At 66.0% G+C, this 24,326-nt stretch carries 13 protein-coding genes; 8 read left to right on the top strand and 5 right to left on the bottom strand.

What is annotated here, in order from left to right:
- Positions 1 to 13 precede the first annotated feature (13 nt).
- The 3 genes from acuI to G559_RS0109120 form a co-directional block, all read right to left on the bottom strand.
- Positions 14 to 997, bottom strand: coding sequence for an acrylyl-CoA reductase (NADPH) (acuI, locus tag G559_RS0109130; protein WP_028627928.1), 984 nt, complete (start codon positions 995 to 997; stop codon positions 14 to 16).
- A gap of 64 nt (positions 998 to 1,061) precedes the next feature.
- Entirely contained in the window at positions 1,062 to 1,694 is a 633-nt protein-coding gene (gene acuR / locus G559_RS0109125; RefSeq protein ID WP_028627927.1) for an acrylate utilization transcriptional regulator AcuR, read from the bottom strand.
- A gap of 204 nt (positions 1,695 to 1,898) precedes the next feature.
- Entirely contained in the window at positions 1,899 to 2,786 is an 888-nt protein-coding gene (locus tag G559_RS0109120) for an alpha/beta fold hydrolase (protein ID WP_028627926.1), read from the bottom strand.
- Between the two features lie 176 nt (positions 2,787 to 2,962).
- Between G559_RS0109120 and G559_RS0109115 the strand changes: the two genes are divergently transcribed.
- Positions 2,963 to 3,541 (top strand): CGNR zinc finger domain-containing protein, encoded by a 579-nt coding sequence (locus G559_RS0109115; protein ID WP_028627925.1) that lies wholly within the window; start codon positions 2,963 to 2,965, stop codon positions 3,539 to 3,541.
- Between the two features lie 122 nt (positions 3,542 to 3,663).
- Complete coding sequence (locus G559_RS0109110) at positions 3,664 to 4,680, top strand: GNAT family N-acetyltransferase (protein ID WP_028627924.1); 1,017 nt, start codon at positions 3,664 to 3,666, stop codon at positions 4,678 to 4,680.
- A gap of 264 nt (positions 4,681 to 4,944) precedes the next feature.
- Here the strand turns inward: G559_RS0109110 and G559_RS0109105 are convergent, their stop codons facing one another.
- Positions 4,945 to 5,511 (bottom strand): RNA polymerase factor sigma-70, encoded by a 567-nt coding sequence (locus tag G559_RS0109105; RefSeq protein WP_028627923.1) that lies wholly within the window; start codon positions 5,509 to 5,511, stop codon positions 4,945 to 4,947.
- Between the two features lie 334 nt (positions 5,512 to 5,845).
- Here G559_RS0109105 and G559_RS0109100 point away from each other — a divergent pair, with 334 nt between their 5' ends.
- From G559_RS0109100 to G559_RS0109085, 4 genes are all read left to right on the top strand, one after another.
- The gene (locus G559_RS0109100) at positions 5,846 to 6,055 is read left to right on the top strand and encodes an MbtH family protein (protein ID WP_028627922.1); all 210 of its coding nucleotides are present in this window, start codon (positions 5,846 to 5,848) and stop codon (positions 6,053 to 6,055) included.
- A gap of 10 nt (positions 6,056 to 6,065) precedes the next feature.
- On the top strand, positions 6,066 to 6,836 hold the full coding sequence (locus G559_RS0109095) for a thioesterase II family protein (RefSeq protein WP_028627921.1): 771 nt from the start codon (positions 6,066 to 6,068) through the stop codon (positions 6,834 to 6,836).
- A 57-nt stretch (positions 6,837 to 6,893) separates the two neighbouring features.
- Positions 6,894 to 19,865 (top strand): non-ribosomal peptide synthase/polyketide synthase, encoded by a 12,972-nt coding sequence (locus G559_RS0109090; RefSeq protein ID WP_028627920.1) that lies wholly within the window; start codon positions 6,894 to 6,896, stop codon positions 19,863 to 19,865.
- 107 nt (positions 19,866 to 19,972) lie between these two features.
- Positions 19,973 to 21,361, top strand: coding sequence for an aspartate aminotransferase family protein (locus G559_RS0109085; protein ID WP_028627919.1), 1,389 nt, complete (start codon positions 19,973 to 19,975; stop codon positions 21,359 to 21,361).
- Between the two features lie 311 nt (positions 21,362 to 21,672).
- Here the strand turns inward: G559_RS0109085 and G559_RS0109080 are convergent, their stop codons facing one another.
- Entirely contained in the window at positions 21,673 to 22,551 is an 879-nt protein-coding gene (locus tag G559_RS0109080) for a LysR substrate-binding domain-containing protein (protein WP_028627918.1), read from the bottom strand.
- Positions 22,552 to 22,662: 111 nt separating this feature from the next.
- Here G559_RS0109080 and phnD point away from each other — a divergent pair, with 111 nt between their 5' ends.
- Together phnD and phnC are read left to right on the top strand one after the other, a co-directional pair.
- On the top strand, positions 22,663 to 23,532 hold the full coding sequence (gene phnD, locus G559_RS0109075; protein WP_028627917.1) for a phosphonate ABC transporter substrate-binding protein: 870 nt from the start codon (positions 22,663 to 22,665) through the stop codon (positions 23,530 to 23,532).
- Positions 23,529 to 24,326, top strand: a complete 798-nt coding sequence (gene phnC, locus G559_RS0109070) for a phosphonate ABC transporter ATP-binding protein (protein ID WP_028627916.1) — start codon at positions 23,529 to 23,531, stop codon at positions 24,324 to 24,326. Before phnD ends, phnC begins: the two co-directional genes overlap by 4 nt.

Here is a 24,326-nt window from a genome sequence, read left to right as displayed (position 1 = left end):
GTGCCTTTCCCGGTCACGCGTCGACGTTCACCACCACGCGACCGCGCACCTTGCCGGCCAGCAGGTCGCCGGCTACGGCAATGGCATCGCCCAGGCCGATTTCGTGGGTGATGGCGTCCAGTTGGGCGAGATCCAGGTCCCGTGCCAGGCGATCCCAGGCTTCGATCCGCTCGGCGCGCGGGCGGGTGACGCTGTTGATGCCCAGCAGGCTCACGCCACGGAGGATGAAGGGCGCCACGCTGGAGGGAAAGTCCATCCCCTGGGCCAGGCCACAGGCGGCCACGGCGCCGTCGGCTCGCAAGCCGGCACAGACATTCGCCAGGGTGTGGCTGCCCACCGAGTCGATGGCGGCGACCCAGCGTTCCTTGCCCAGCGGGCGGCCCGGCTCGGAGAGTTCAGCGCGGTCGATGATCTCGGCGGCACCCAGGCCCTTCAGGTAATCCACCTCATGGGTACGACCGGTGGCCGCGACGACCCGGTAGCCCAGGCGGGCGAGCAGGGCGATGGCGAAACTGCCGACGCCACCGTTGGCGCCGGTGACCAGCACGTCGCCCTGGCCGGGTTTCAGGCCGTGGCGCTCCAGTGCCAGCAGGCACAGCATGGCGGTGTAGCCGGCAGTGCCGATGGCCATGGCCTGGCGCGGGGTGAAGGCGCTGGGCAGCGGGATCAGCCAGTCGCCGTTCAAGCGCGCCTTCTGCGCCAGTCCGCCCCAATGGGTTTCGCCCACGCCCCAGCCATTGAGCAGTACCGCGTCGCCGACCTTGTAGTCCGGGTTGCTGCTGGCTTCGACGGTGCCGGCCAGGTCGATGCCCGGCACCATGGGGAACTGGCGCACGACCGGGCTCTTGCCGGTAATGGCCAGCCCGTCCTTGTAGTTGAGGGTGCTGTAGGCCACGCGAACGGTGACATCACCCTCCGGCAGCTGCGCTTCATCCAGTTGGGTACTGCGGGCGCGGTAACCGGCCTCGTCCTTCTCGATCAGGATTGCGTTGAACATGCTCACACCTCCAATTAGACCAGTCGTCTATAAATAGGCCCGAAAAACCGCGCGCCCTTTCGGGCTAGCGCGGCAGTCCGGCCAAGAATCCTTTGAAGAAAACATCCAGTGGAACGTTGTCTCGCGTCAGCCGGGCACGCAACACGGCGCCTTCCCAGCCAATCCAGAAGAACGCCGCAAGCCCTTCGCAGTCCGCTTTCGCCGACAACTCACCGGCTGCACAGGCTTCGCGCAGGCATTGGGCCAGACGGTCCTGCCAACTGCAGAGGATGGCCTCCAGTTCCAGGCGGAAACCTTCTGGCAGGATGGCCACTTCCTGACCCAGGTTGCCCACCAGGCAACCTCGGCAGAACGCGTGGCGGAGCATGCCGGCCTTGGCGTCTTCGACGAAGTTGCAGAGGCGTTGCAGCGGGGGCACGTCTTCTTGCAGCAGGTATCGGTCGAGCTTGTGGGCGAAGTAGCCGGCATAGCTCTCCAGCACCGCCTGCCCGAAGGCTTCCTTGCTGTCGAAGTAGTGATAGAAGGAGCCCTTCGGCACGCCCACACGCTTGAGCACCGCGTCGATGCCGGTGGACATGAAACCCTGCTCGGTAAGGATCTCCATGCCACAGCGGATCAGCGCGGCGCGGGTGTCAGAGAAGTCACGGTCGACCTTGGGCGGGCGGCCACGGCGGGGTTTGGGATGCAGGTCGGTCATGGGGACGGGATATTAGACTGATCGTCTAGAAGATCAAGCGTGGCGACTGCATAACGTGTTGCAAGCAGCTGCACTGCCCGTAGCGAATGGCCCCGTTTCGCTGGCAAGCCAGCTCCTACAGGGCTCTTCGCCCAATGGTGAATCTCTCGCAACAGCCAAGGCAGACATAGCGAATGAAATCACCCCTGCAAGACGCTCAGCCCATCAAGCCGGAATATCGCCCAACACCTCCCGAATCCGCTGGGCGATATAACCGACATGGGTTTCCAGCGCGAAGTGCCCGGTATCCAGCAGCTCCACCACCGCATTGGGATTGTCACGCTTGAAGGCTTCGGCGCCCGGCGGGATGAAGAAGGGATCGTGTTCGCCCCAGATCACCAGGGACGGCAACCGCGTATCGCGGAAAAATGCCTGGAACGCCGGGTAAAGCTTCAGGTTGTTGGCATAGTCGAGGAACAGGTCGAGCTGGATGTCCTTGTTGCCCGGGCGCTCCAGCAGCAGGGCGTCGAGGTAATAGGCTTCCGGGGCGACCAGCGCGATGTCCTTCACACCATGCACGTATTGCCAGCGGGTGCCGTCCAGGTTGAGCACGGCATCGTGAACCACCTGGCGGCGTTCCGCGTTGCTCGGCTCTGCCCAGTAGGCACGGATCGGCTCCCAGGCATCACCCAGACCCTCCAGGTAGGCGTTGCCGTTCTGCGACACCAGGCCGGTGACCCGCTCGGGGTGGGCCAGGGCCAGGCGCAGGCCGGTGGGCGCGCCGTAGTCGAATACGTAGAGGGCGTAGCGCTTCAGTCCCAGCTCGTCGACGAAGGCGCCAAGGGTGGTGGCCAGGGCATCGAAGCTGTAGCGGTAGGCGCGCTCTTCCGGCACCTCGGTAAAACCGAAGCCGGGCAGGTCCGGCGCGATGATGTGGAATCTGTCAGCCAGCAGCGGGATCAGGTCGCGGAACTGGTGGGATGAACTGGGGTAGCCGTGAACCAGCAGCAGGGTTGGGGCGGCGGGATCGCCAGCTTCGCGGTAGAACACACGAACGCCGTCGGCTTCGACGAATTGGTGGCGAACCGAGATATGAACGAGGGGCGAGGTCATGGCGTGGCACTCCGTAACTTATAAAACTGTTAATTGCGGTTACTCTGTGGCGCAGTATGAGCCGGCTAAGTAACCTGTCAACTAAAAGAATGTGGGTTACATATGCCATTCGTCGTAACTGTTCATGTTGTGTTTATAGGGTTACACTTCCAGCATTCACTGACCGGAGTGTCGCCATGACCACCGTCGCGTCCCCAGCCCCTCTCGAACCCTTCGTACTGGCCGACCACCCGGTGCTCGACCTGCTCAACACCCTGGCGGTGGTGGATGGCGCTCCGTACGAGTTCTGGCACAGCGATGCGGACGTCCAGGCATGGCTGGCCCGCACCGGTTGGAACCTGCCGCAAGCGCGCGTCGCCAAGGGCGAGTTGCTGCAGGCCGCATTGGCCCTGCGCGAAGCCGTGCGCGAGCTGGTGGAGCGGCGCAAGTCAGGCGGTAGGGGGAATCCCGAGGTGCTCAACCGTTTCCTCGCCGGGCCCAGCCATCTGCGTCTGGATTGGCCCGCCGATGGTGAGCCTCGTGTGGAAACGGTGCGGGCGGCAGGCACCGCCGAGCAGTACCTGGCGCCGCTGGCGGAAGCGGCGGCGGAGCTGCTGGTGGCAGGCGATTTCAACCTGGTGCGGGTCTGTGAACACCCCGACTGCGTGCTCTGGTTCTACGACCGCACCAAGTCCCACCGTCGCCGCTGGTGCAGCATGGCGCTGTGCGGGAACCGGCATAAGGTGGCCGAGTTCCGCAAGCGCAAGCAGGCGTAAGGGGAGGGGACTGCGCTCAGGTCCAGCGCGGGCGCATTCCCTATGTGCTGGGGATGAACCTAATTTCCTGCCCCCTCGCTACGTTCACTGGGTATCGGACCCAGTCGTAGCGAGAGAACCCCATGAATCATCCCGAAGGTCTTCATCGATTGCCGCTGCCAGGCGGCGAGCACCTCAGCATCGAAGCGAGTTCACGCCGCTTGCGCTTGTTGCGCGGCAGCCAGTCCCTGGCGCAGGTCGCTGTCGGCGAGGAGGGCGGGCTGCCTTTGTTCCAGTTGCAGGAAGTCGCAGCCGGTGAGGCCCTGGCTGCCATCCAGGCCTTCTGCTACTGGCACTTCGCACGCTCGCCCGAGCACCAGCGGCTGGCCTGGCGCTTGGACGTTACAGCGGACAGCGCCCTGCGCAGTGGCCTGCTGATTCCCGCCGATGCCGGCCTGCTGCATGCCGAGCGAGGCCTGTTCTGGCAATTGCCCGATCCCTGGTTGCGAGGTGCCCCGGGCATTGGCTACCCGCAGCAGATGGTGATGAACGCCAATGGCCGTCGCCATCCACTGCGGGCGCCCAAGGCCAGCGGTGAGGTCTATCGCCGTTTCGATGCGCGCCTGGGCAGTTGGATCTCTCTGCGCACCCTGGATATCGAACTGGACTTGGAGCGCTTCAATCGTTGGCAGAACAGCCCCCGCGTGCTGGCGTTCTGGCAGGAGGGCGGCAGCCTGGAGCAGCACCGCGAGTACCTGCAGAAGCTGGCGGATGATCCGCACACCCTGACCCTGATCGGCTGCTTCGATGACGAACCCTTCGCTTACTTCGAAGCCTACTGGGCCAAGGAAGATCGCATTGCGCCGTTCTATACCGTGGACGACTACGACCGGGGCATCCACATGCTCGTAGGTGAGGAAAAGCACCGTGGTCCGCACAAGGTGGCGAGTTGGTTGTCCGCCCTGGCCCACTACCTGTTCCTCGACGACAACCGCACCCGCAAGGTGGTGGCCGAACCCCGCGCCGACAACGCGCGGATGATCGCCCACATGCAGGCGCAAGGCTTCTATCGCGAGAAGGAATTCAACTTCCCCCACAAGCGCGCGGCGCTGATGGTGCTCGAACGCGAGTGGTTCTTCGATCGTTGTGAATTGTGCTGAGCGTCTGGCCCCGAGAACCTGGGGTCAGCTGTTGTGGCGGAGTGGCGCTGCAGGGGCGATTTCAATCGCCAAGCGGACCGCAGGTTCGCCTTTCGGCCCTGTCAGTTGGGCAGCTTCGCTGCCCTTGGCGAATGAGTTGCCTATGTCGGCGTTAGCTGTTGCGAGAGATTTACCATTGGGCCAAGAGCCCTGCAGGTGCTTGCAACACGCAATGCAGACATAGCCAATGAATTCGTCCCGACAGGAAACAGTTCGGCGTGGGCGTTACGCGCTCTTGCGTAGCTCGCGCTCGGCGCCAATGGATTTGCGGCAATGGATCAGGGCGTCGCGAATCATGAAGTTGACCAAGGTAGGGGAGACCCCGAGTTCCACGGCAATTTCCTTCTGCGGCTTGCCGTGGATGCGGTACATCTCGAAGGCGTAACGGGTGCGTTCGGGGAGCTGGCCGAGGGCGTTGGCGACCCTCTCCAGGGTTTCCTGGTGCAGGTGCAGGGCTTCGGGGGATGCGCTGGCGTGCTGTTCCACGTTCAGGCCCTCTTCTTCGCTGCTGGAGTGGCGCAGTTCCAGGGCTTGCTTGCGGTAGTGGTCGATGGCCAGGTTACGCACGGTCTGGAACATGTAGCTGAGCTGGGCCTTGAAGGACAGCTTGAGCAGCGGGGCAGACTGCAGCCTGAAAAAGGCGTCCTGCACCACGTCTTCGGCGCGGTAGTGACAGCCGGTGATACGTGCGGCGATCTTCACCATCATGGATCTGTGATCGATGAAGGCCTGCAACGAAGGGGAGTGGGGATGACCGGCGGCAAGGCAGTCAACAGGTCCTTGTTCTGGCATTGGATTCACCTGTGCGCTTTCTTGGTATTGCTTTCTGGTTGGGGGTGAGGCGGGGCACAAAACTAGTGCTAACGACACACAGTGTCAAATAAGAATCGTTATCATTGTTGAGAATTGTGCCGGAATCTTTCGTGCTTGGCATTGTCGTGTTGGGAATACGAATCTTTCTTGACAGGTGAGTGAATTTGCCGATTCAGGCGATGAAAGCGCAACACATGCCGTAGGGGCGAGAGCAACATTCCGAAGTAATTTCTTCTCATCCTCATCCGTTCTTCTCAGTGAAAGCGCTGGAGACAGCTGCTCCAGACAGGTTTCTACAGAGGAGAGCGACACCGTGTTCGATCGTGACGACGTGATATTCCAGGTGGTGGTGAACCACGAAGAGCAGTACTCCATCTGGCCGGAGTACAAGGCCATCCCCGCCGGCTGGCGCGCGGCCGGCAAGAGCGGCCTGAAGAAGGAATGCCTCGAGTACATCGAGCAGGTCTGGACCGATATGCGTCCGCTGAGCCTGCGCCAGCAGATGGAAGGCGTGACGGCCTGAGGGGGCGGACATGGTCGCACTGCGTCTGTTCTGCATGCCGTACTCCGGCGCCAGCGCCATGGCTTACGCCCGCTGGCGCCGCAAGGTGCCGCAGTGGCTGGCCATTCGCCCGGTGGAGCTGCCGGGCCGCGGTGCGCGCCACGGCGAGCCCTTCGCGACCGATGTCCTGGCGTTGGCGCGCGGGCTGGCCAACGAAATCCGTGGTGAGGCGCAGCAGCCTTATGCGCTGTTCGGCCATAGCCTGGGTGGCTTGCTGGCCTTCGAGATGGCCCATGCCCTTCGCGAGCTGGACATGCCCCGGCCGGTGGCCTTGTTCGTATCGGGAAGCGCTGCGCCGGCGCGGCGCGATTTTTCCGAGTTCGCCGCCGCCAAGAGCGATGCCGAGCTGATCGCCAAGCTGCGCAGCCTCAGTGGCACGCCCGAGGCGGTGTTGGCCAATCGAGAATTGCTCGACCTGCTGCTGCCGGTACTGCGTGCCGACTTTCTGCTGTGCGGTCACTACCGCTACAGCCCGAGGTCGCCGCTCTCGATTCCGCTCCACGTATTCGGCGGCCGCCGCGACAGCATCAGCGTCGACGACCTGCTGGCCTGGCAGGAAGAAACCGCCTCCAGCTTCTCCCTCGACATGCACGCGGGGCATCACTTCTTCATCCACGACAACGAGGCGCGGGTGCTGCGCACCCTCAAGGCGCACCTGGGGCGGCATCTGCGCTATCGCTCCAGCTGGGGCTGGACCCCGGACGTCCGCCCGGCGGACAGGATTTCCCAGGCAGGTGGCTGAGCCGCCCGCACTCCCCGATCAAACCGATTGCAAGCCGTATTCAGGCAGGAAAGAAAAATGACGGAAGTGTTCGATCTCCCAGGCACCCTGGTGGAGGCGTTGCAGCGTCGCGCTGCGGCGGAGCCGGAACGTATGGCCCTGCGTTTCCTCACCGAGGACCAGGGTACGGGCGAAGTGCTCGACTACCGCCAACTGGACCAGTGTGCCCGCCGTGTTGCGGCAGCCCTGCAGCAGCGCGCCGTGGCCGGTGATCGCGCCGTGCTGTTGTTCAACAGTGGTCCGGACTACGTCGCCAGCTTCTTCGCCTGTCTCTACGCTGGTGTAATCGCCGTGCCGGCCTACCCGCCGGAATCCAACCGCCAACACCACCTGCAGCGCCTGCACTCCATCCTCGATGATGCCGAGCCACGCCTGGTGCTGACCTCCACCGACCTGGAGGCCCAGTTGCAGGCCGCGCTGGGCGAGGAGTCCGGCAGCCTGCTCTGCGTCGACCGCCTGGACGCGTCGTTGGCCGATGCCTTCCAGGGCGTTGAACTGGCCGATACCGACATCGCCTTCCTGCAATACACCTCCGGTTCCACCTCGCTGCCCAAGGGCGTGCAGGTGAGTCATGGCAACCTGGTGGCCAACGAGAAGCTGATCCGCCAGGGCTTCGGCATCTGCGATGACGATGTGATCGTCAGCTGGTTGCCGCTCTACCACGACATGGGCCTGATCGGTGGCCTACTGCAGGGCATCTGGAGCGGCGTGCCGGTGGTGCTGATGTCGCCGCAGTATTTCCTCGAACGCCCGGTGCGCTGGCTGGACGCGATCAGCCGCTTCGGCGGTACCGTCAGCGGTGGCCCTGACTTTGCCTATCGCCTGTGCTGCGAACGCATCAGCGAATCGGCCCTGGCGCGTCTCGATCTGTCCGGCTGGCGCCTGGCGTTCTCCGGTTCCGAACCCATCCGCAAGGACAGCCTGGACGCGTTCGCGGCGAAATTCAGCCCGTGCAGCTTTGACACGGCGGCCTGGTTCGCCTGCTACGGCCTGGCGGAAGCCACGCTCTTCGTCACCGGCGCCCGCCGTGGCCAGGGCATCAATGTCCGTAAGCTGGACGCCGACGCCCTGGCCGCCAACCGCGCCGAGACCGGTGTGGGCGCTACGGCCATCAGCTGCGGTTACCCGCAGCCGGAACACGAACTCAAGCTGGTGGACCCGCTGGATGGCGTCACCTTGGGTGAAGGCCAGGTCGGCGAGATCTGGGTGAGCGGCGCCAGCGTCGCCCTGGGCTATTGGAACAACCCGGAAGCCAGCGCGCGCACCTTCGTCGAACGTGACGGCCGCACCTGGCTGCGCACCGGCGACCTGGGCTTCCTGCTGGAAGGCGAGCTGCACGTCACCGGCCGGCTGAAGGACATGCTCATCGTCCGCGGCCACAACCTCTATCCGCAAGACATCGAGCGCACCGTCGAGACCGAAGTCGAGGTGGTGCGCAAGGGCCGCGTCGCCGCCTTTGCCGTACAGCACCAGGGCAATGAGGGTATCGGCATCGCCGCCGAGATCGGTCGTCGCGTACAGAAGATGGTGCCGCCGGATGTGCTGGTAAAGATGATCCGCCAGGCCGTGGCCGAAGCCCATCAGGAAAGCCCGGCCGTTGTCGTGCTGCTCAACCCCGGCGCGCTGCCCAAGACCTCCAGCGGCAAGTTGCAGCGTTCCGCCTGCCGCAGCCAACTGGCCGACGGCAGCCTCGATCACTACGCGCTGTTCCGCGAGGGCGAAGCGATCCGCCAGCCGGGTGATGAACCCGCACCGGCCGCCGACGGCCTGGTGGCCAGGCTCTGGCGTGAGCAACTGGAGGTGGCGGAGCTGAGCTCTACTGACAACTTCTTCGCCCTGGGCGGCAACTCCATTCGCGCCGTGCAGGTCATGGCTCGCCTGCGGGAAGAGTTGGGTGTTGCCGTGGAAATGCGCCACCTCTTTGAAGCGCCCACCCTGGGTGAGTTCTCCAACCGGGTGGAGCGTCTCGCAGCGGAGGGAGGACAGGCGCAAGGGGCAATCGCGCGTCTTGACCGCAGCCAGCCACTGGCGCAATCCGCCGCCCAGAACCGCCTCTGGTTCCTCTGGCAGCTGGACCCGCACAGCGCCGCCTACAACATTCCCGGTGCGCTGCGCCTGCGCGGTAGCCTGGATAACGTCGCACTGAAGAAGAGCTTCCAACTGCTGGTGGAACGCCACGAATCCCTGCGCACCACCTTCCATGAGCTGGATGGTCAGCCCGTGCAGCGCATCCACCCGGCTGGTGGCTTCCAGCTGCGCCTGATCGACCTCGAAGACCAGCCCGATGCCGAAGCCCGCGCCCAGACCATTCGTGAGTCCGAAGCGCTGACGCCCTTCGACCTGGAAAACGGCCCGCTGCTGCGCGTCAGCCTGGTGCGCATCGACGCGCGCGATCACCTGCTGCTGGTGACGCTGCATCACATCATTGCCGACGGCTGGTCCCTGAACCTGCTGTTGGACGAATTTTCCCGGCTCTACAGCGCCCTTGGCCTCGGCCACCACGCGACGCTGGAACCGCTGCCGCTGCAGTACGCCGACTTCGCCGCCTGGCAGAACCAGTGGCTGGCGGCAGGCGAGGGCGAGCGCCAGTTCGACTGGTGGAAGGCCCAACTGGGCGAGGAGCAGCCGCTGTTGCTGTTGCCCACCGACCGGGCGCGCTCGCCGGATGCCCGTTACCGCGCCGGGCGCTACAGCATTCGCCTCGACAAGGCCCTGGCCGAGCGCCTGAACCAGGTCGCTCGCGACCACGACGCGAGCCTGTTCATGCTCTTGCTGGCGGGTTGGCAAGCGCTGCTGCACCGCTACAGCGGGCAGAAGGACATCCGCCTCGGCGTACCCAGTGCCAACCGCTCGCGCCTGGAAAGCCAGGGCCTGATCGGCTTCTTCATCAATACCCTGGTGCTGCGCGGTGAACTGGACGGCCGCATGCCGTTCGATGCGCTGCTGGCCCAGGCCCGTCAGCGCGTTCTCGGCGCCCAGGGGCACCAGGCGCTGCCCTTCGAGCAGTTGCTGGAAGCCTTCCCGGAGGCCCGCGCCCAGGGTGGCCTGTTCCAGGTGCTGTTCAACCACCAGCAGCGTGATCACCGTGCGCTGCAACGCCTGCCCGGCCTGTCCGCCGAGGAGCTTCCCTGGAACAGCCTCGAGGCCAAGTTCGAGCTGCAACTGCAGAGCGAAGAAGACGAGCGCGGGCGCATCAGCTTGTCGTTCGACTACGCCCTTGAGCTGTTCGACGAAGCCACCATCGCCCGTCTGGCCACCCACTTCCAGCGCCTGCTCTGGCAGGTCGCGGAACGTCCCGAGCTGGCCATTGGCGACGTGCAACTGCTGGGTGATACCGAGCGCGCGCGGCTCGCCCTCTGGGGCAGCGCACCCGGTGAACGTGCCCGGCGCTGGTTGCCGGAACTGATCGACGAGCAGGTCGCCGCTGGCGGCGAACGCCCGCTGTTGCTGGGTAACCCCGCCCTGTCGCTGGGTGAAGTGAATGCCCGTGCCAATCGCCTGGCCAACCGCCTGCGCGCCCTGGGCGTCGCGCCAGAAGTGCGGGTTGGCATCTGCGCCGAACGCTCGCCGGAACTGCTGGTGGGCCTGCTGGCGATCCTCAAGGCGGGCGGCGCCTATATCCCGCTGGACCCGGACTACCCCCGCGAGCGCCTGGCCTTTATGGTCGCCGACAGCGGAGTCCAGCTGCTGCTGACCCAGAGCCACCTGGACGTGGTGGAGCTGCCGGACAACGTCCGGCGCCTGGACCTGGACGTTGCCGATGAGGGCCACTGGTCAGACACCGCCCCTGCGCTGCACCTGCACGGCGAGAACCTCGCCTATGTGATCTACACCTCCGGCTCCACCGGCAAGCCCAAGGGCGTCGGCGTGACCCATGCGGCGCTTTCCGAGCGCCTGCTGTGGATGCGTGACACCTACGGCTTCGGCACGAATGACGTGTTCATGCAGAAGGCGCCGGTGAGCTTCGACGTGTCCGTCTGGGAATGCTTCCTGCCGCTGCTCTGCGGCAGCCGCCTGGTGCTGGCCGCGCCTGGCGAACACCGCGACCCGGCGCGCATCGTCCAGTTGGTATGTGAGCACGGCGTGACCGTGCTGCATTTCGTCCCGGCGCTGCTGCAACTCTTCGTGGACGAACCGCAACTGGCCCAATGCGCCAGCCTGCGCCTGCTGTTCTCCGGTGGCGAGGCGCTGTCGGCGGAGCTTCGCGACCGTGTGTTCGAGCAACTGCCGGCCGTGCAGTTGCACAACCGCTACGGCCCCAGCGAAACCACCATCAACGTCACCCACTGGCACTGCCAGGCGGGCGAGGGCGCTCCGGTGCCCATCGGTCGTCCGCTGGGCAATGTGCAGTGCCTGGTGCTGGACGACAACCTGGCGCCCACCGCGCCGGGTGTTGCCGGTGAGCTGTGCATCGGTGGGGCGGGGCTGGCCCGTGGTTACCTCGGCCGCGCCGGCCTCAGCGCCGAGCGCTTCGTGCCCAACCCGGACGGCAGCGGTTCGCGCCTCTATCGCACCGGCGACCTGGCGCGCTGGCGCGCCGACGGCGTGCTGGAGTACCTCGGCCGCGTCGACCAGCAGGTCAAGCTGCGTGGTTTCCGTATCGAACTGGAAGAAATCGAAGCCTGCCTGCTGGCCCAGCCCGGCGTACGCCAGGCGGTTGTGGTCCTTCGAGACAGTCAGGCCGGACCGCAATTGGTGGGCTACGTGGTCGCCGATACCGAGGACCAGGCGCACCTGCTGGCGGGCCTCAAGGACGCCTTGCAGCAAACCCTGCCGGACTACATGGTGCCGGCGCACCTGCTGCGCCTGGATGCCATGCCGCTGTCCCCGGCCGGCAAGCTGGAGCGCAAGGCCCTGCCCGAACCCCAGTGGCGCCAGCGCGAGCATGTGGCGCCGCAGACCGCGGTCGAGCAGCGCCTGGCTGCCATCTGGTGCAACGTGCTGGGCATCGGGAACGTCGGCCTGGACGACGACTTCTTCGAACTGGGCGGCCACTCCCTGCTGGCTACCCAGATCGTGTCCCGCAGCCGTCAGGCCTTCGATATCGAACTCCCGTTGCGAGCGCTGTTCGACGCCAGCCGCCTGTCCGCTTTCGCCACCCGTGTGGAAGCGGCCCTGGCCGCCGGCCTGCGTGACAGCCAGGGCGCCATTACCCGTGTCGACCGCAGCCAGCCGCTGCCGCTGTCCTACTCCCAGCAGCGCATGTGGTTCCTCTGGCAAATGGAACCGGACAGCCCGGCCTACAACGTCGGCGGCGTGGCGCGCATGAGCGGCCGGCTGGAGGCCGACCGTTTCGAAGCCGCGCTGCAGGCCCTGGTGAAACGCCACGAGACCCTGCGCACCACCTTCCCCAGCGAAGGCGGGGTGCCGGTGCAGCAGGTGTCCGAGGACTGTGGCTTGCGCATTCGCCGCGAGGATTTCTCGGCATTACCGGTCGATGAGTTCCAGCCGCGTCTGGAGGCCTTCACCGATGCCGAGGCACACCAGCCGTTCGACCTGGAGCGGGGTCCGCTGCTGCGGGTGTGCCTCGTCAAGGCCGAGGCCGAGCTGCATTACCTGGTCGTGACCCTGCACCACATCGTCACCGAAGGCTGGGCGATGGACATCTTCGCCCGTGAACTGGCCGAACTCTACGCCGCCGAACTCGAAGGCCGCGAAGCGGAGCTGGCACCCCTGCCGGTGCAGTACCTGGACTACAGCCAGTGGCACCGCCAGTGGCTGGAAGGCGGCGAGATGCAACGCCAGCTGGACTACTGGAAAGCCCAGCTGGGGGGCGAACAGCCGCTGCTGGAAATCCCCGGCGACCGTCCGCGCCCGCCGGTGCAGAGCCATGCCGGCGACCTGTTCCGCTTCGACCTGGACGACCGCCTGGCTGCGCGCGTGCGCGCCTTCAACGCCGAGCATGGCCTGACCATGTTCATGACCATGACCGCCGCACTGGGCGTGCTGCTGTATCGCTACAGCGGCCAGGATGACCTGCGCATCGGCGCACCGGTGGCCAACCGCATCCGCCCGGAAAGCGAGGGGCTGATCGGCGCCTTCCTCAACACCCAGGTGCTGCGCGTGCAGCCCGAGGGCCGGATGAGCGCGCGTGAATTGCTGGAGCAGGTGCGCCAGGTGGCCATCGACGCCCAGTCCCACCAGGACCTGCCGTTCGATCATCTGGTAGAAGCCCTGCAACCCCAGCGCAGCGCCGCCTACAACCCCCTGTTCCAGGTGATGTGCAACGTGCAGCGCTGGGAATTCCAGCAGACCCGCGAAGTGGCCGGGCTGAAGCTGGAGTACATCGCCAACGACGCCCGCGCCACCAAGTTCGACCTGAACCTGGAGGTCACCGACCTCGACGAACGCCTGGGTTGCTGCCTGACCTACAGCTGCGACCTGTTCGACCGCCCGCGCATCGCGCGCATGGCCGAGCATTGGCAACACCTGCTGCGGGCGATGATCGAGACGCCGGATGCGCGACTGTCCGAGTTGCCGCTGTTCACTGAGCAAGAACATGCCGCGCTGGTCGCCGCTCACCGTCAGGGGGCGGATGCCTACCCGCTGAATACGACTGTGCAGCAACTGTTCGAGCGCCAGGTCGCGGCCACTCCTGACGCGCCGGCGCTGACCTTCGCCGGCCAGCACCTCAGCTACGCGGAACTCAATGCCCGCGCCAACCAGCTGGCTCGACGCCTGGCGGAACTGGGCGTGGGCCCGGAAGTGCGGGTGGGCCTGGCCCTGGAGCGTTCGCTGGAAATGGTCGTTGGCCTCTTGGCCATCCTCAAGGCCGGCGGCGCCTATGTGCCGCTGGACCCGGAATACCCGCTGGACCGCCTGCGCTACATGGTGGAAGACAGCGGCATCGCCCTGTTGCTGGGCCAGGCCGGCCTGCTGGATGCCCTGGGCGAACTGCCCGAAGGCGTTCGCGGCTGGTGCGTGGAGCGTGACAGCGCCGCCCTGGCGGGTTACGCCCCTGACAACCTGCCGCTGCGCAGCGGCCCGGAGAATCTGGCCTACGTCATCTACACCTCCGGCTCCACCGGCCAGCCCAAGGGCGTCGGTGTGGATCAGGGGGCCATCGCCATGCACCTGCAGGCCGTGGTCGCCGACTTCGGCATGCGCCGCGATGACTGCGAGCTGCACTTCTATTCCATCAACTTCGACGCTGCCAGCGAACGCCTGCTGGCGCCGCTGGTATGCGGCGCGCGGGTGGTGTTGCGCGCCCAGGGCCAATGGGGCGCGGAAGAGATCTGCGCGCTGATCCGCGACGAGCGTGTGACCATCCTCGGTTTCACCCCGAGCTACGGCTGCCAGTTGGCGCAGTGGCTGGGCGGTCGTGGCGAGCGCCTGCCGGTGCGGCTGTGCATCACCGGTGGCGAGGCGCTTACCCCGGAGTACCTGCACGGCATTCGTGCGGCCTTCTCCCCGGAAGCCTTCTTCAACGCCTACGGCCCCACCGAAACCGTGGTCATGCCCCTGGCCAGCCTGGCGCCGGAACAACTGGAGGCGGGCGCCAGCAGCGTGCCCATTGGCAAGGTGGTGGGCGCGCGCGCGCTCTACGTGCTGGATGCCGACCTCAACCTGGTGCCGCCGGGTGCCACCGGTGAGCTCTATGTAGGTGGCGAAGGCCTCGCCCGTGGTTACCACCAGCGTGCCGGCCTGACTGCCGAACGCTTCGTCGCCGACCCGTTCGGGGGCCAGGGCGGTCGTATGTACCGCACCGGCGACCTGGTGCGCCAGCGCAACGACGGCCTGATCGAATACGTCGGCCGTATCGACCATCAGGTGAAGATTCGCGGCTTCCGCATCGAACTTGGCGAGATCGAAGCCCGCCTGCAAGCCCTGCCGGGTGTACGCGAGGCCGTGGTTCTGGCGCTGGACGCCAGTGGCGGCAAGCAACTGGTGGGCTACGTGCTGTCGGAGGAGGTGAGCCTCACCCGCGCAGACGCCCAACGGCAGGCCGCGTACCGCGAACAGCTCAAGACCCAACTCAAGGCGCTGCTGCCCGACTACATGGTGCCCGCGCACGTGGTGCTGCTGGAGCGCATGCCGCTGACCGCCAACGGCAAGCTGGACCGCAAGGCCCTGCCGGCGCCGGACCCGGAGCATGGCCGCCAGGCCTACGCCGCGCCGCGCAACCCGCGTGAACAGCAACTGGCAGAGATCTGGCGCGAGGTGTTGAACCTGTCCCAGGTGGGCATTCACGACAACTTCTTCGAACTGGGTGGCGACTCCATCCTCTCCATCCAGGTGGTCAGCCGCGCGCGGCAACAGGGCATCCATTTCACACCCAAGGACCTGTTCCGCTTCCAGACCGTGCAGAGCCTGGCCGAAGCCGCCCAGGACGGACCGCGCAAGGACGTGGCCGCCATCGAGCAGGGCCCGCTGAGCGGTCCGGCCGGGCTGACGCCGATCCATCACTGGTTCTTCGACGGGCGTGACAGCGGACTGGACCACTGGAACCAGGCGCTGCTGCTGGAGCCCGGCATGGCGCTCGACCCGGCGCTGCTGGAACGCGCGCTGGAGTGCCTGCTGGAACAGCACGATGCCTTGCGCCTGTCCTTCCGCCGTACCGAGGGTGCCTGGAGCGCCGAGTACCGCGCTCCGCAAAAAGGGCAAGGGCTTCTCTGGCACAGCCGGGTAGCGGACGGGGCTGAACGCCAGGCGCTGTTCGAAAGCGCTCAGCGCAGTCTGGATATCACTCACGGCCCGCTGCTGCGAGCCGTGCTGGCGGAAGGGCCGGACGATCAGCAACGCCTGCTACTGGCCATCCACCACCTGGTGGTGGATGGGGTGTCCTGGCGCGTGCTGCTGGAAGACCTGCAGAGCCTCTACCGGCAACTGGCGGAAGATCGCGAACCGAGCCTGCCCGCCAAGACCAGCGCCCTGGGCGACTGGAGCCGGCGCCTGGCGGCCTACGCCAGCAGCGAGTCCCTGCGTGAGGAACAGGCCTGGTGGCAGGCGCACCTGCAGGGTGCCGATGTTGAACCGCCGCGTGACAACCCCCAGGGAGAAAACACCGAGCGGCATGTCCGCAGTGTAACCGCGAGGCTGGACGCGAATCGCACCCGTGCGCTGCTGCAACAGGCACCGGCGGCCTATCGCACCCAGGTCAATGACCTGCTACTGACCGCCCTGGCGCGTGTGCTCTGCCGCTGGACCGGCAGCGATTCGGCGCTGGTACAACTGGAAGGTCATGGCCGCGAAGCGCTGTTCGACGAGATCGATCTGACTCGCAGCGTCGGCTGGTTCACCAGCGCCTACCCGCTGCGCCTGACTATGGCTGATGGCCTGGGCGAGTCGATCAAGGCGATCAAGGAGCAACTGCGCGCGGTGCCGCACAAAGGGCTCGGCTACGGCGTGCTGCGCTACCTGGCCGATGCCCCCTTGCGCCAGGCGCTGCAAGCCCTGCCGCAGGCGCGGGTCACTTTCAACTACCTGGGTCAGTTCGACCAGAGCTTCGGTGCCGATGCGCTGTTCCGCCCACTGGAAGAGCCGGCCGGTGCCCAGCATGACGTGGACGCGCCACTGCCGAACTGGCTGAGCATCGACGGCCAGGTATACGGCGGCGAGTTGCAGCTGCGCTGGACCTTCAGCGAGCAGGTATTCGCCCCGGCCACCGTCGAGCGCCTGGCGGCGGACTACCAGGCCGAGCTGGAAGGGCTGCTGCACCATTGCCTGGAAGAGGGCGTCGCTGGCATCACGCCGTCCGACTTCCCGCTGGCCAGGCTCTCCCAGGATCAGTTGGACGGCCTGACTCTGGCCCCCAGCGAGATCGCCGACATCTACCCGTTGACGCCCATGCAGCAAGGCCTGTTGCTGCACACCCTGCTGGAGCCGGGTTCGGGCATCTACTTTATGCAGGACCGCTACACCATCAACAGCGGTATCGACTTCGAGCGCTTCGCCGCCGCCTGGCACGCCGTGGTCGACCGGCACGAAGCCTTGCGTGCCTCGTTCTGGTGGAACAGCGGCGAGAACATGCAGCAGATCATCCATCGCCGCAGCACCACTGCCATCGAGCTGCTGGATTGGAGCGCCGAAGCGGAAGACGATCATGAGCAACGTCTGCGCGACCTGCTCAAGGCCGAGCGCGAAGCCGGCTTCAATCTGCTGGAGGTGGCACCGTTCCGCCTGCGCCTGATCCGCCTGGGTGCCGAGCGCCACTGGTTCATCATGAGCAACCACCACATCCTCATCGATGCCTGGTGCCGCTCGCTGCTGATGGGCGACTTCCTGGAAATCTACGGTGCGCTGGGCGAGGGCCGCGAAGCGCAGTTGCCAACGCCACCGCGCTACCGTGACTACATCGGCTGGCTGCAACAGCAGGACGTCCAGGCCGCCGCCGACTTCTGGCGTGACAACCTGCGCGGCTTCGAGCGGCCCAGCTACATCCCCAGCGACCGACCGTTCCTGCGTGACAACGGCGCCATGCGGGTGGGCGACCGCATCATCCGCCTGAAGGTGGAAGAGGGTGCACGCCTGCGCGAGCTGGCCCAGCGTCACCAGCTCACCATCAACACCTTCGCCCAGGCGGCCTGGGCCCTGGTGCTGCGCCGCTACGGTGGGGAGCGCGACGTGCTGTTCGGCGTCACCGTGGCCGGGCGCCCGGTGGGTATGCCGGAAATGCAGCGCACCGTCGGCCTGTTCATCAACAGCATCCCGCTGCGGGTGCCGATGCCAGCCGTGGGCGAGCGATGCAGCGTGCGCGACTGGCTGCAATCGCTGCTGGAACACAACCTGGCGCTGCGCGAGTACGAATACCTGCCGCTGGTGAAGGTGCAGGAATGCAGCGAGCTGCCCAAGGGCCAGCCGCTGTTCGACAGCCTCTTCGTGTTCGAGAACGCACCGGTGGAAGTCTCGGTGCTGGACCGTGCCCAGAGCCTGTCCGCCAGCTCGGAGTCCGGCCGTACCCACACCAACTTCCCGCTCACGGTGGTCTGCTACCCGGGCGACGACCTCAGCCTGCACCTCTCCTACGACCAGCGTTTCTTCGAGGAAGCGACCATCGACAGGCTGCTGGCCGACTTCAAGCGCTTGCTGCTGGCCCTGGGCGACTACATCGGTAGCGACTTCTCCGAACTGCCGCTGCTGGGTGAGGAGGAGCGAGGCTTCCTGCTCGAAGACTGCAACCGCACCGAACGCGCCTACCCGCTGGACCAGGGCTATGTGCGCCTGTTCGAGGCGAAGGTGGCGGAGCACCCGCACAAGACCGTTGCCACCTGCCAGGGCGAGGCCTGGAACTACGGGGAACTGAACTGCCGCGCCAACCGCCTGGGCCACGCCCTGGTGGCGGCCGGGGTGCGTCTCGACCAGCCAGTGGCACTGCTGGGCGATCGCAGCCTGGAACTGCTCGGCATGATGATCGGCGCCTTCAAGGCCGGCGGTGGCTACCTGCCGCTGGACCCTGCGCATCCGGCACAGCGTCTGGTCGATATCCTGGAACGCAGCCGCGCCCCGGCGCTGGTCTGCTCCCGTGCCTTCGAGGCCCAGGCCCGCGCGCTGCTGGATGAACTCAACTGCGCCCACCGTCCGCGTTTGCTGGTGTGGGAAGCGCTGCAGTCGGGCGAGGGCGATGAGCAGGACCTCGGCATCTACAGCGGCCCAGGCAACCTCGCGTACATCATCTTCACCTCCGGCTCCACCGGGCAGCCGAAGGGCGTGATGGTCGAGCAGGCCGGCATGCTCAACAATCAGTTGAGCAAGGTGCCGTACCTGTCGCTGAGCGAAGCGGACGTGATCGCCCAGACGGCGTCGCAGAGTTTCGATATCTCCGTGTGGCAGTTCCTCACCGCGCCGCTCTGTGGCGCCCAGGTGGACATCGTGCCCAACGCCATCGCCCACGATCCGCTGGCGCTGCTGACCCATGTGCGCGAACGCGGCATCACTGTCCTGGAGAGCGTGCCGTCGCTGATCCAGGGCATGCTCGCCTCCGATGCCATGGACCTTGCCGGCCTGCGCTGGATGCTGCCCACCGGCGAAGCCATGCCGCCGGAACTCGCGCGCCAGTGGCTGCAACGCTACCCGGCCATCGGCCTGGTGAACGCCTACGGTCCGGCGGAGTGCTCGGACGACGTGGCGTTGTTCCGCGTCGACCCGGCCTCCACCGAAGGTGCCTACCTGCCCATCGGCACGCCCACGGACAACAACCGCCTCTACCTGCTGGACGCCGAGCTGCAACCGGTGGCCATGGGTGCGGTGGGCGAGCTCTGCGTTGCCGGCACGGGCGTCGGTCGTGGCTATGTGGGTGACCCGGCTCGCAGCGCCCTGGTGTTCCTGCCTGATCCGTTCGGTGAAGCGGGGATGCGTCTGTACCGCACCGGTGACCTGGCGCGGCGCCGCTTCGATGGCGTGCTGGAGTACGTCGGCCGCGTGGATCACCAGGTGAAGATTCGGGGCTTCCGTATCGAGCTCGGTGAAATTGAGGCGCGGCTGCATACACACCCCGAGGTTCGCGACGGCGCGGTAGCGGTGCAGGAGGGCGCCACCGGCAAGCAACTGGTGGGCTACCTGGTGCCGGTCGATCCGCAGGTGGACGTGGCCGCGCTGCGCGAGCGGGTCAAGCAAGCGCTCAAGGCCACGCTGCCCGAGTACATGGTGCCGCTGCACTGGCTGCACCTGTCCGAGCTGCCGCACAACGCCAACGGCAAGCTCGACCGCAAGGCCCTCCCGGCACTGGATATCGGCCAGGCCCAGGGCGCCTTCCAGGCCCCGCGCAGCGAACTGGAAAGCACCCTCGCCGGCATCTGGGGCGAGGTGCTCAAGGTGGAGCGGGTCGGGGTCACCGACAACTTCTTCGAATTGGGCGGGCACTCGCTGCTGGCCACGCAGATCGCCTCCCGCGTGCAGAAGACCCTGCAACGCAACGTGCCGCTGAGGGCCATGTTCGAGTGCGCCACGGTCGAGGAGCTGGCGCACTACATCGAGTCGCTGGAAGACAGCGCCATCAGTGAACAGAAGGCCAGCCGGCTGGATGACCTGATGGCGAGTCTGGAAGCCCTTTGACCCCCTCTCCCGCTTGCGGGAGAGGGTTGGGGTGAGGGGAAAAACAATCGCCGCCGGACCACAAGTTCGGCGGCGCATCGAAACAACACGAGTCAAGGGTATCGACAATGCAAGCCACCGCAGAGCAACTGATCACCGAAACCGAAGCCCTCTACAGCTTCGAGGAAAACCTGCTGCTGCAACGCCAGAAGCAGCAGGAATCCAACGCCCGCAGCTACCCACGACGCATTCCCCTGGCCCTCAAGCGTGCCCGTGGCATCCATGTCGAAGACGTCGAAGGCCGTACTTTCATCGACTGCCTGGCCGGCGCCGGCACCCTGGCCCTCGGTCATAACCACCCGGTGGTGGTGGAAGCCATCCAGAAGGTGCTGGCGGACGAACTGCCGCTGCACACCCTGGACCTCACCACCCCGGTGAAGGACGCCTTCGTCCAGGACCTGTTTGCCGTGCTGCCGACGAACTTCGCCCAGAAGGCGAAAATCCAGTTCTGCGGCCCCACCGGTACCGATGCCGTGGAAGCCGCGCTGAAACTGGTACGCACCGCCACCGGCCGCAGCACCGTACTGGCCTTCCAGGGCGGCTACCACGGCATGAGCCAGGGTGCCCTGAGCCTGATGGGCAACCTGGGGCCGAAGAAGGCCCTCGGCGCGCTGCTCAACAACAACGTGCAGTTCCTGCCGTTCCCCTATGACTACCGCTGCCCCTTCGGCCTGGGTGGCGCGGCGGGCGTTGAGGTCAACCTGCGCTACATCGAGAACCTGCTGACCGACCCGGAAGGCGGTGTGCTGCCGCCAGCGGCGATCATCGTCGAGGCGGTACAAGGGGAGGGCGGCGTTATCCCGGCCCAGGACGCCTGGCTGCGCGGCCTGCGTGAACTCACCGCGCGCCTCGGCATCGCCCTGATCATCGACGAAATCCAGAGCGGCTTCGCCCGCACCGGCAAGATGTTCGCCTTCGAACACGCCAGCATCGTCCCCGACGTGGTGGTGCTGTCCAAGGCCATCGGCGGCAGCCTGCCTTTGTCGGTGATGGTCTATCAGGACTGGCTGGATCAGTGGCAACCGGGCGCCCACGCCGGCACCTTCCGTGGCAACCAGATGGCCATGGCTGCAGGCTCGGCGGTGATCCGCTACCTCGACCGGGAAAACATCCCGGCCCACGCCGAAGCCATGGGCCAGCGCCTGCGCGGCCACCTGAAAAACCTGCAGTCCGACTACCCGCAGCTGGGTGACATTCGTGGCCGCGGCCTGATGCTCGGCGTGGAAGTGGTCGACCCGGCCGGCAACACCGACCACCTCGGCCACCCGCCGGCGTTCGGCAAACTGGCCTCGTTCATCCAGAACGAGTGCCTCAAGCGTGGCCTGATCCTCGAACTCGGCGGCCGCCACGGCTGTGTGGTGCGCTTCCTGCCACCGCTGATCATCACCGCCCAGCAGGTGGACGAAGTGGCCGAACGCTTTGCCAGCGCGCTGAAGGCGGCGGTGCAACGCCTGTAACTCGCGGGGGCGCCTCTTTTGTGGGGGCGAATTCATTGGCTATGTCTGCGTTAGCTGTTGCGAGAAATTCACCATCGGGCCAAGAGCCTTGTAGGAGCTGGCTTGCCAGCGAAACGCTGCCATTCGCTGGCAAGCCAGCTCCTACGGGCAATGCAACTGCCTACAACACGTAGTGCAGACATAGCCATTGAAATCGCCCCTACAGGGATTACTGCCGTCGGATGGCCTCAGAGCGGGCCGAGTTCCACCTTGCCGTCGTGGCGGTCTTTGATCCAGGGCAGCGCTGGTGAGGGGTATCCCAAGCCCCATCCCTAGGCTTGGACATTCACCCTAGACTCCAGGGCCGCATCGAAGAAGGACGAGATCAACCGGCTGCCACGCCGCTCCGCCAGGCAGTAGAGGTAGGTTTCGGTGTGCACCGGGTTGCCGTCGATGCGAATCGGCTGGATGCGCGGGTCCGGGATGAACTCCGCTTCGGATACCGCCCCCAGGCCTATCCCGCGCATCACGGCTTCCCGCAGGGCCTCGCGGCTGCCGATCTCCATGGCGATACGCGGGGTGACGCCTGCTTCGCCAAGTGCCCCTTCAAGTGCCGAACGGGTGGTCGAGCCGGGCTCGCGTTGCAGGAGGCGCTGACCTTCCAGTTCTTCCAGGGCAATGGTGCCGCGCCGGGCGAGGGGATGGTCATTGCGGGCGAAGAGGATGATCGCGTGGCGCGCGTAGCGCACGGCGCACAGGCTCGGGTCGTCGTGCAGGCCGGCCAGCACGGCGATGTCGGTGACGTATTGCTCCAGGTCCGCCAGCACCTGGGCCGAGTTGCCCACGCGGATCGAGACATCGATGCGAGGGTGACGCTGGCGGTAGCTGTCCACCATCTCGATCACATGGAAGGGCCCCACGGCGCCCAGCTTGAGCTGGCCGCTGTCGAGCCTTCCGGAGTCCCGCAGCAGGTTGTGCGCCTCCAGCTCCAGGGCGGCCAGGCGCTGGGCGATGGGCAGTAGTTGCTGCCCCACCTCGGACAGCTCTATCCGACGGCCGCGGCGATAGAACAACTCGACATTGTGCTGGCGCTCCAGGCTCTGCACCTGGGTCGTGAGGGTGGGCTGGCTGAGCCCCAGGGCACGCGCTCCGGCGCTGAAGCTTCCGTGCCGGGCGACGGCCAGGAAGGCCCGCAACTTGGCGCTGGACATCCATAGACTCCATCAATACTTGGTTGGCAGAACCCATATTGAATTGATCGTATGACTGTCACGTGACGTTCCTAGCCTGTGCACATTCCAACCACAACCGCTGGGAATACCATGCACACGTTCGCCAAGTTCCTCCGCGTCGCCGGTATCGCCATCCTTCCCCTGATCGCCGCTGGCCAGGCACAAGCCGCTGACAAACTGACCATTGGCCTGATTCCCTCCGAGGATTCCCAGGCCATGATCGAAACCAGCAAACAGGTGCTCGACAGCCTGGAGAAACAGCTCGGCATGCCGGTGGAGCCCTTCGTCGCCACTGACTACAACGGCATCATCGAAGCACTGCGCGCCGGCAAGCTGGACGTGGCCTACCTCGGCCCGTTCTCCTACGTGCTGGCGACCACGGTCGCCGATGTCGAAGCCTTCTCGGTGGCAGTGACCAAGAAGACCGGCCAGAGCGCTTACAAGAGCCTGATCCTGGCGCGCAAGGACAGCGGCATCCGCCAGCTATCCGACCTCAAGGACCATACCTTCGCCTTCGTCGATCCCAGCTCGGCTTCTGGCCACCTGTTCCCCAAAGCGGGCCTGGAGCAAGCCGGTTACCAGCCGGACAAGCTGTTCTCGCGGGTGATTTTCTCTGGCTCCCACGACGCCAGCATCCTCGCGGTGGAGAATCGCAAAGTGGACGCCGCCGCCGTGGCCGACCGCATTCTCGCCAATGCCGTATCCAAGGGGCTGGTGAAGCAGGAGGACTTCCAGGTGGTCTGGACCTCCCGTCCGATTCCCGAGTCGCCCATGGTCTGGCGCAAGGACATGGATCCGGCGCTGAAGCAGAAGGTCGCCAGCGCCCTGGCGGCGATCAAGGACGTACCCTGGGGCGACCAGGGCCTGCTGGACGGCTTCCAGCCCACCAATGACTCGGCCTACGACGTGGTCCGCGACACCGCCAAGGTGCTCGATCTCGATCTGCGGAGCATGAAATGATCAGCGTCCGCCAACTGGCCAAGCAGTACGGCAGCAATGCCGTGCTGCGTGGCATCGACCTCGACATAGGGGCGGGCGAGTTCGTGGTGGTGCTCGGGCAGTCGGGCGCCGGCAAGTCGACCTTGCTCCGTTGCATGAACCGCTTGGCGCAGGCCGATTCCGGCAGTCTCGAAGTGGCCGGCATCGACGCGATGGCCTGCCGCGACACCCGCGAGCTGCGTCGTCAGGTGGCGATGATCTTCCAGCACCACAATGTGGTGCCGCGCCTGTCGGTGCTGAAGAACGTACTGACCGGTCGCCTTGGCGCGGTCTCTACCCTGACCTCGGTGCTGCAGTTGTTTCGCCGCGAAGACGTGGCCCTCGCCATGGCGTGCCTGGAACGCGTGGAACTGGCGCACAAGGCCCATGAACGGACCGATTCGCTGTCGGGCGGACAGATGCAGCGGGTGGGAATCGCCCGCGCCCTGGCGCAACGGCCGAAGGTGATCCTGGCCGACGAGCCAGTGGCCAGCCTCGATCCCAAGACTGCGCGCCTGGTGCTGCAGTACCTGCGCGACGCCACCCGCGAGCTGGGTATCACCGTGGTCTGCAACCTGCACCAGGTGGACTACGCCCGCGAGTTCGGCGACCGCATCGTCGGTCTGGCCCACGGCCGGATGGTGTTCGACGGCGCGGGTGGGGATCTGACCGACGCCGACCTGCAACGCATCTACCCGGGCCAGGCGCCTGAGCCAGAGGACTTGCGTCCGGCCGGTCGGGTGCCGATGCACTTCGCCACGGGACTGGAGGGCTGA

Origin of the sequence: Metapseudomonas resinovorans DSM 21078 (assembly GCF_000423545.1) — a bacterium.
Lineage (GTDB): Bacteria > Pseudomonadota > Gammaproteobacteria > Pseudomonadales > Pseudomonadaceae > Metapseudomonas > Metapseudomonas resinovorans.
This window is presented reverse-complemented; position numbering and strand designations above follow the sequence as displayed.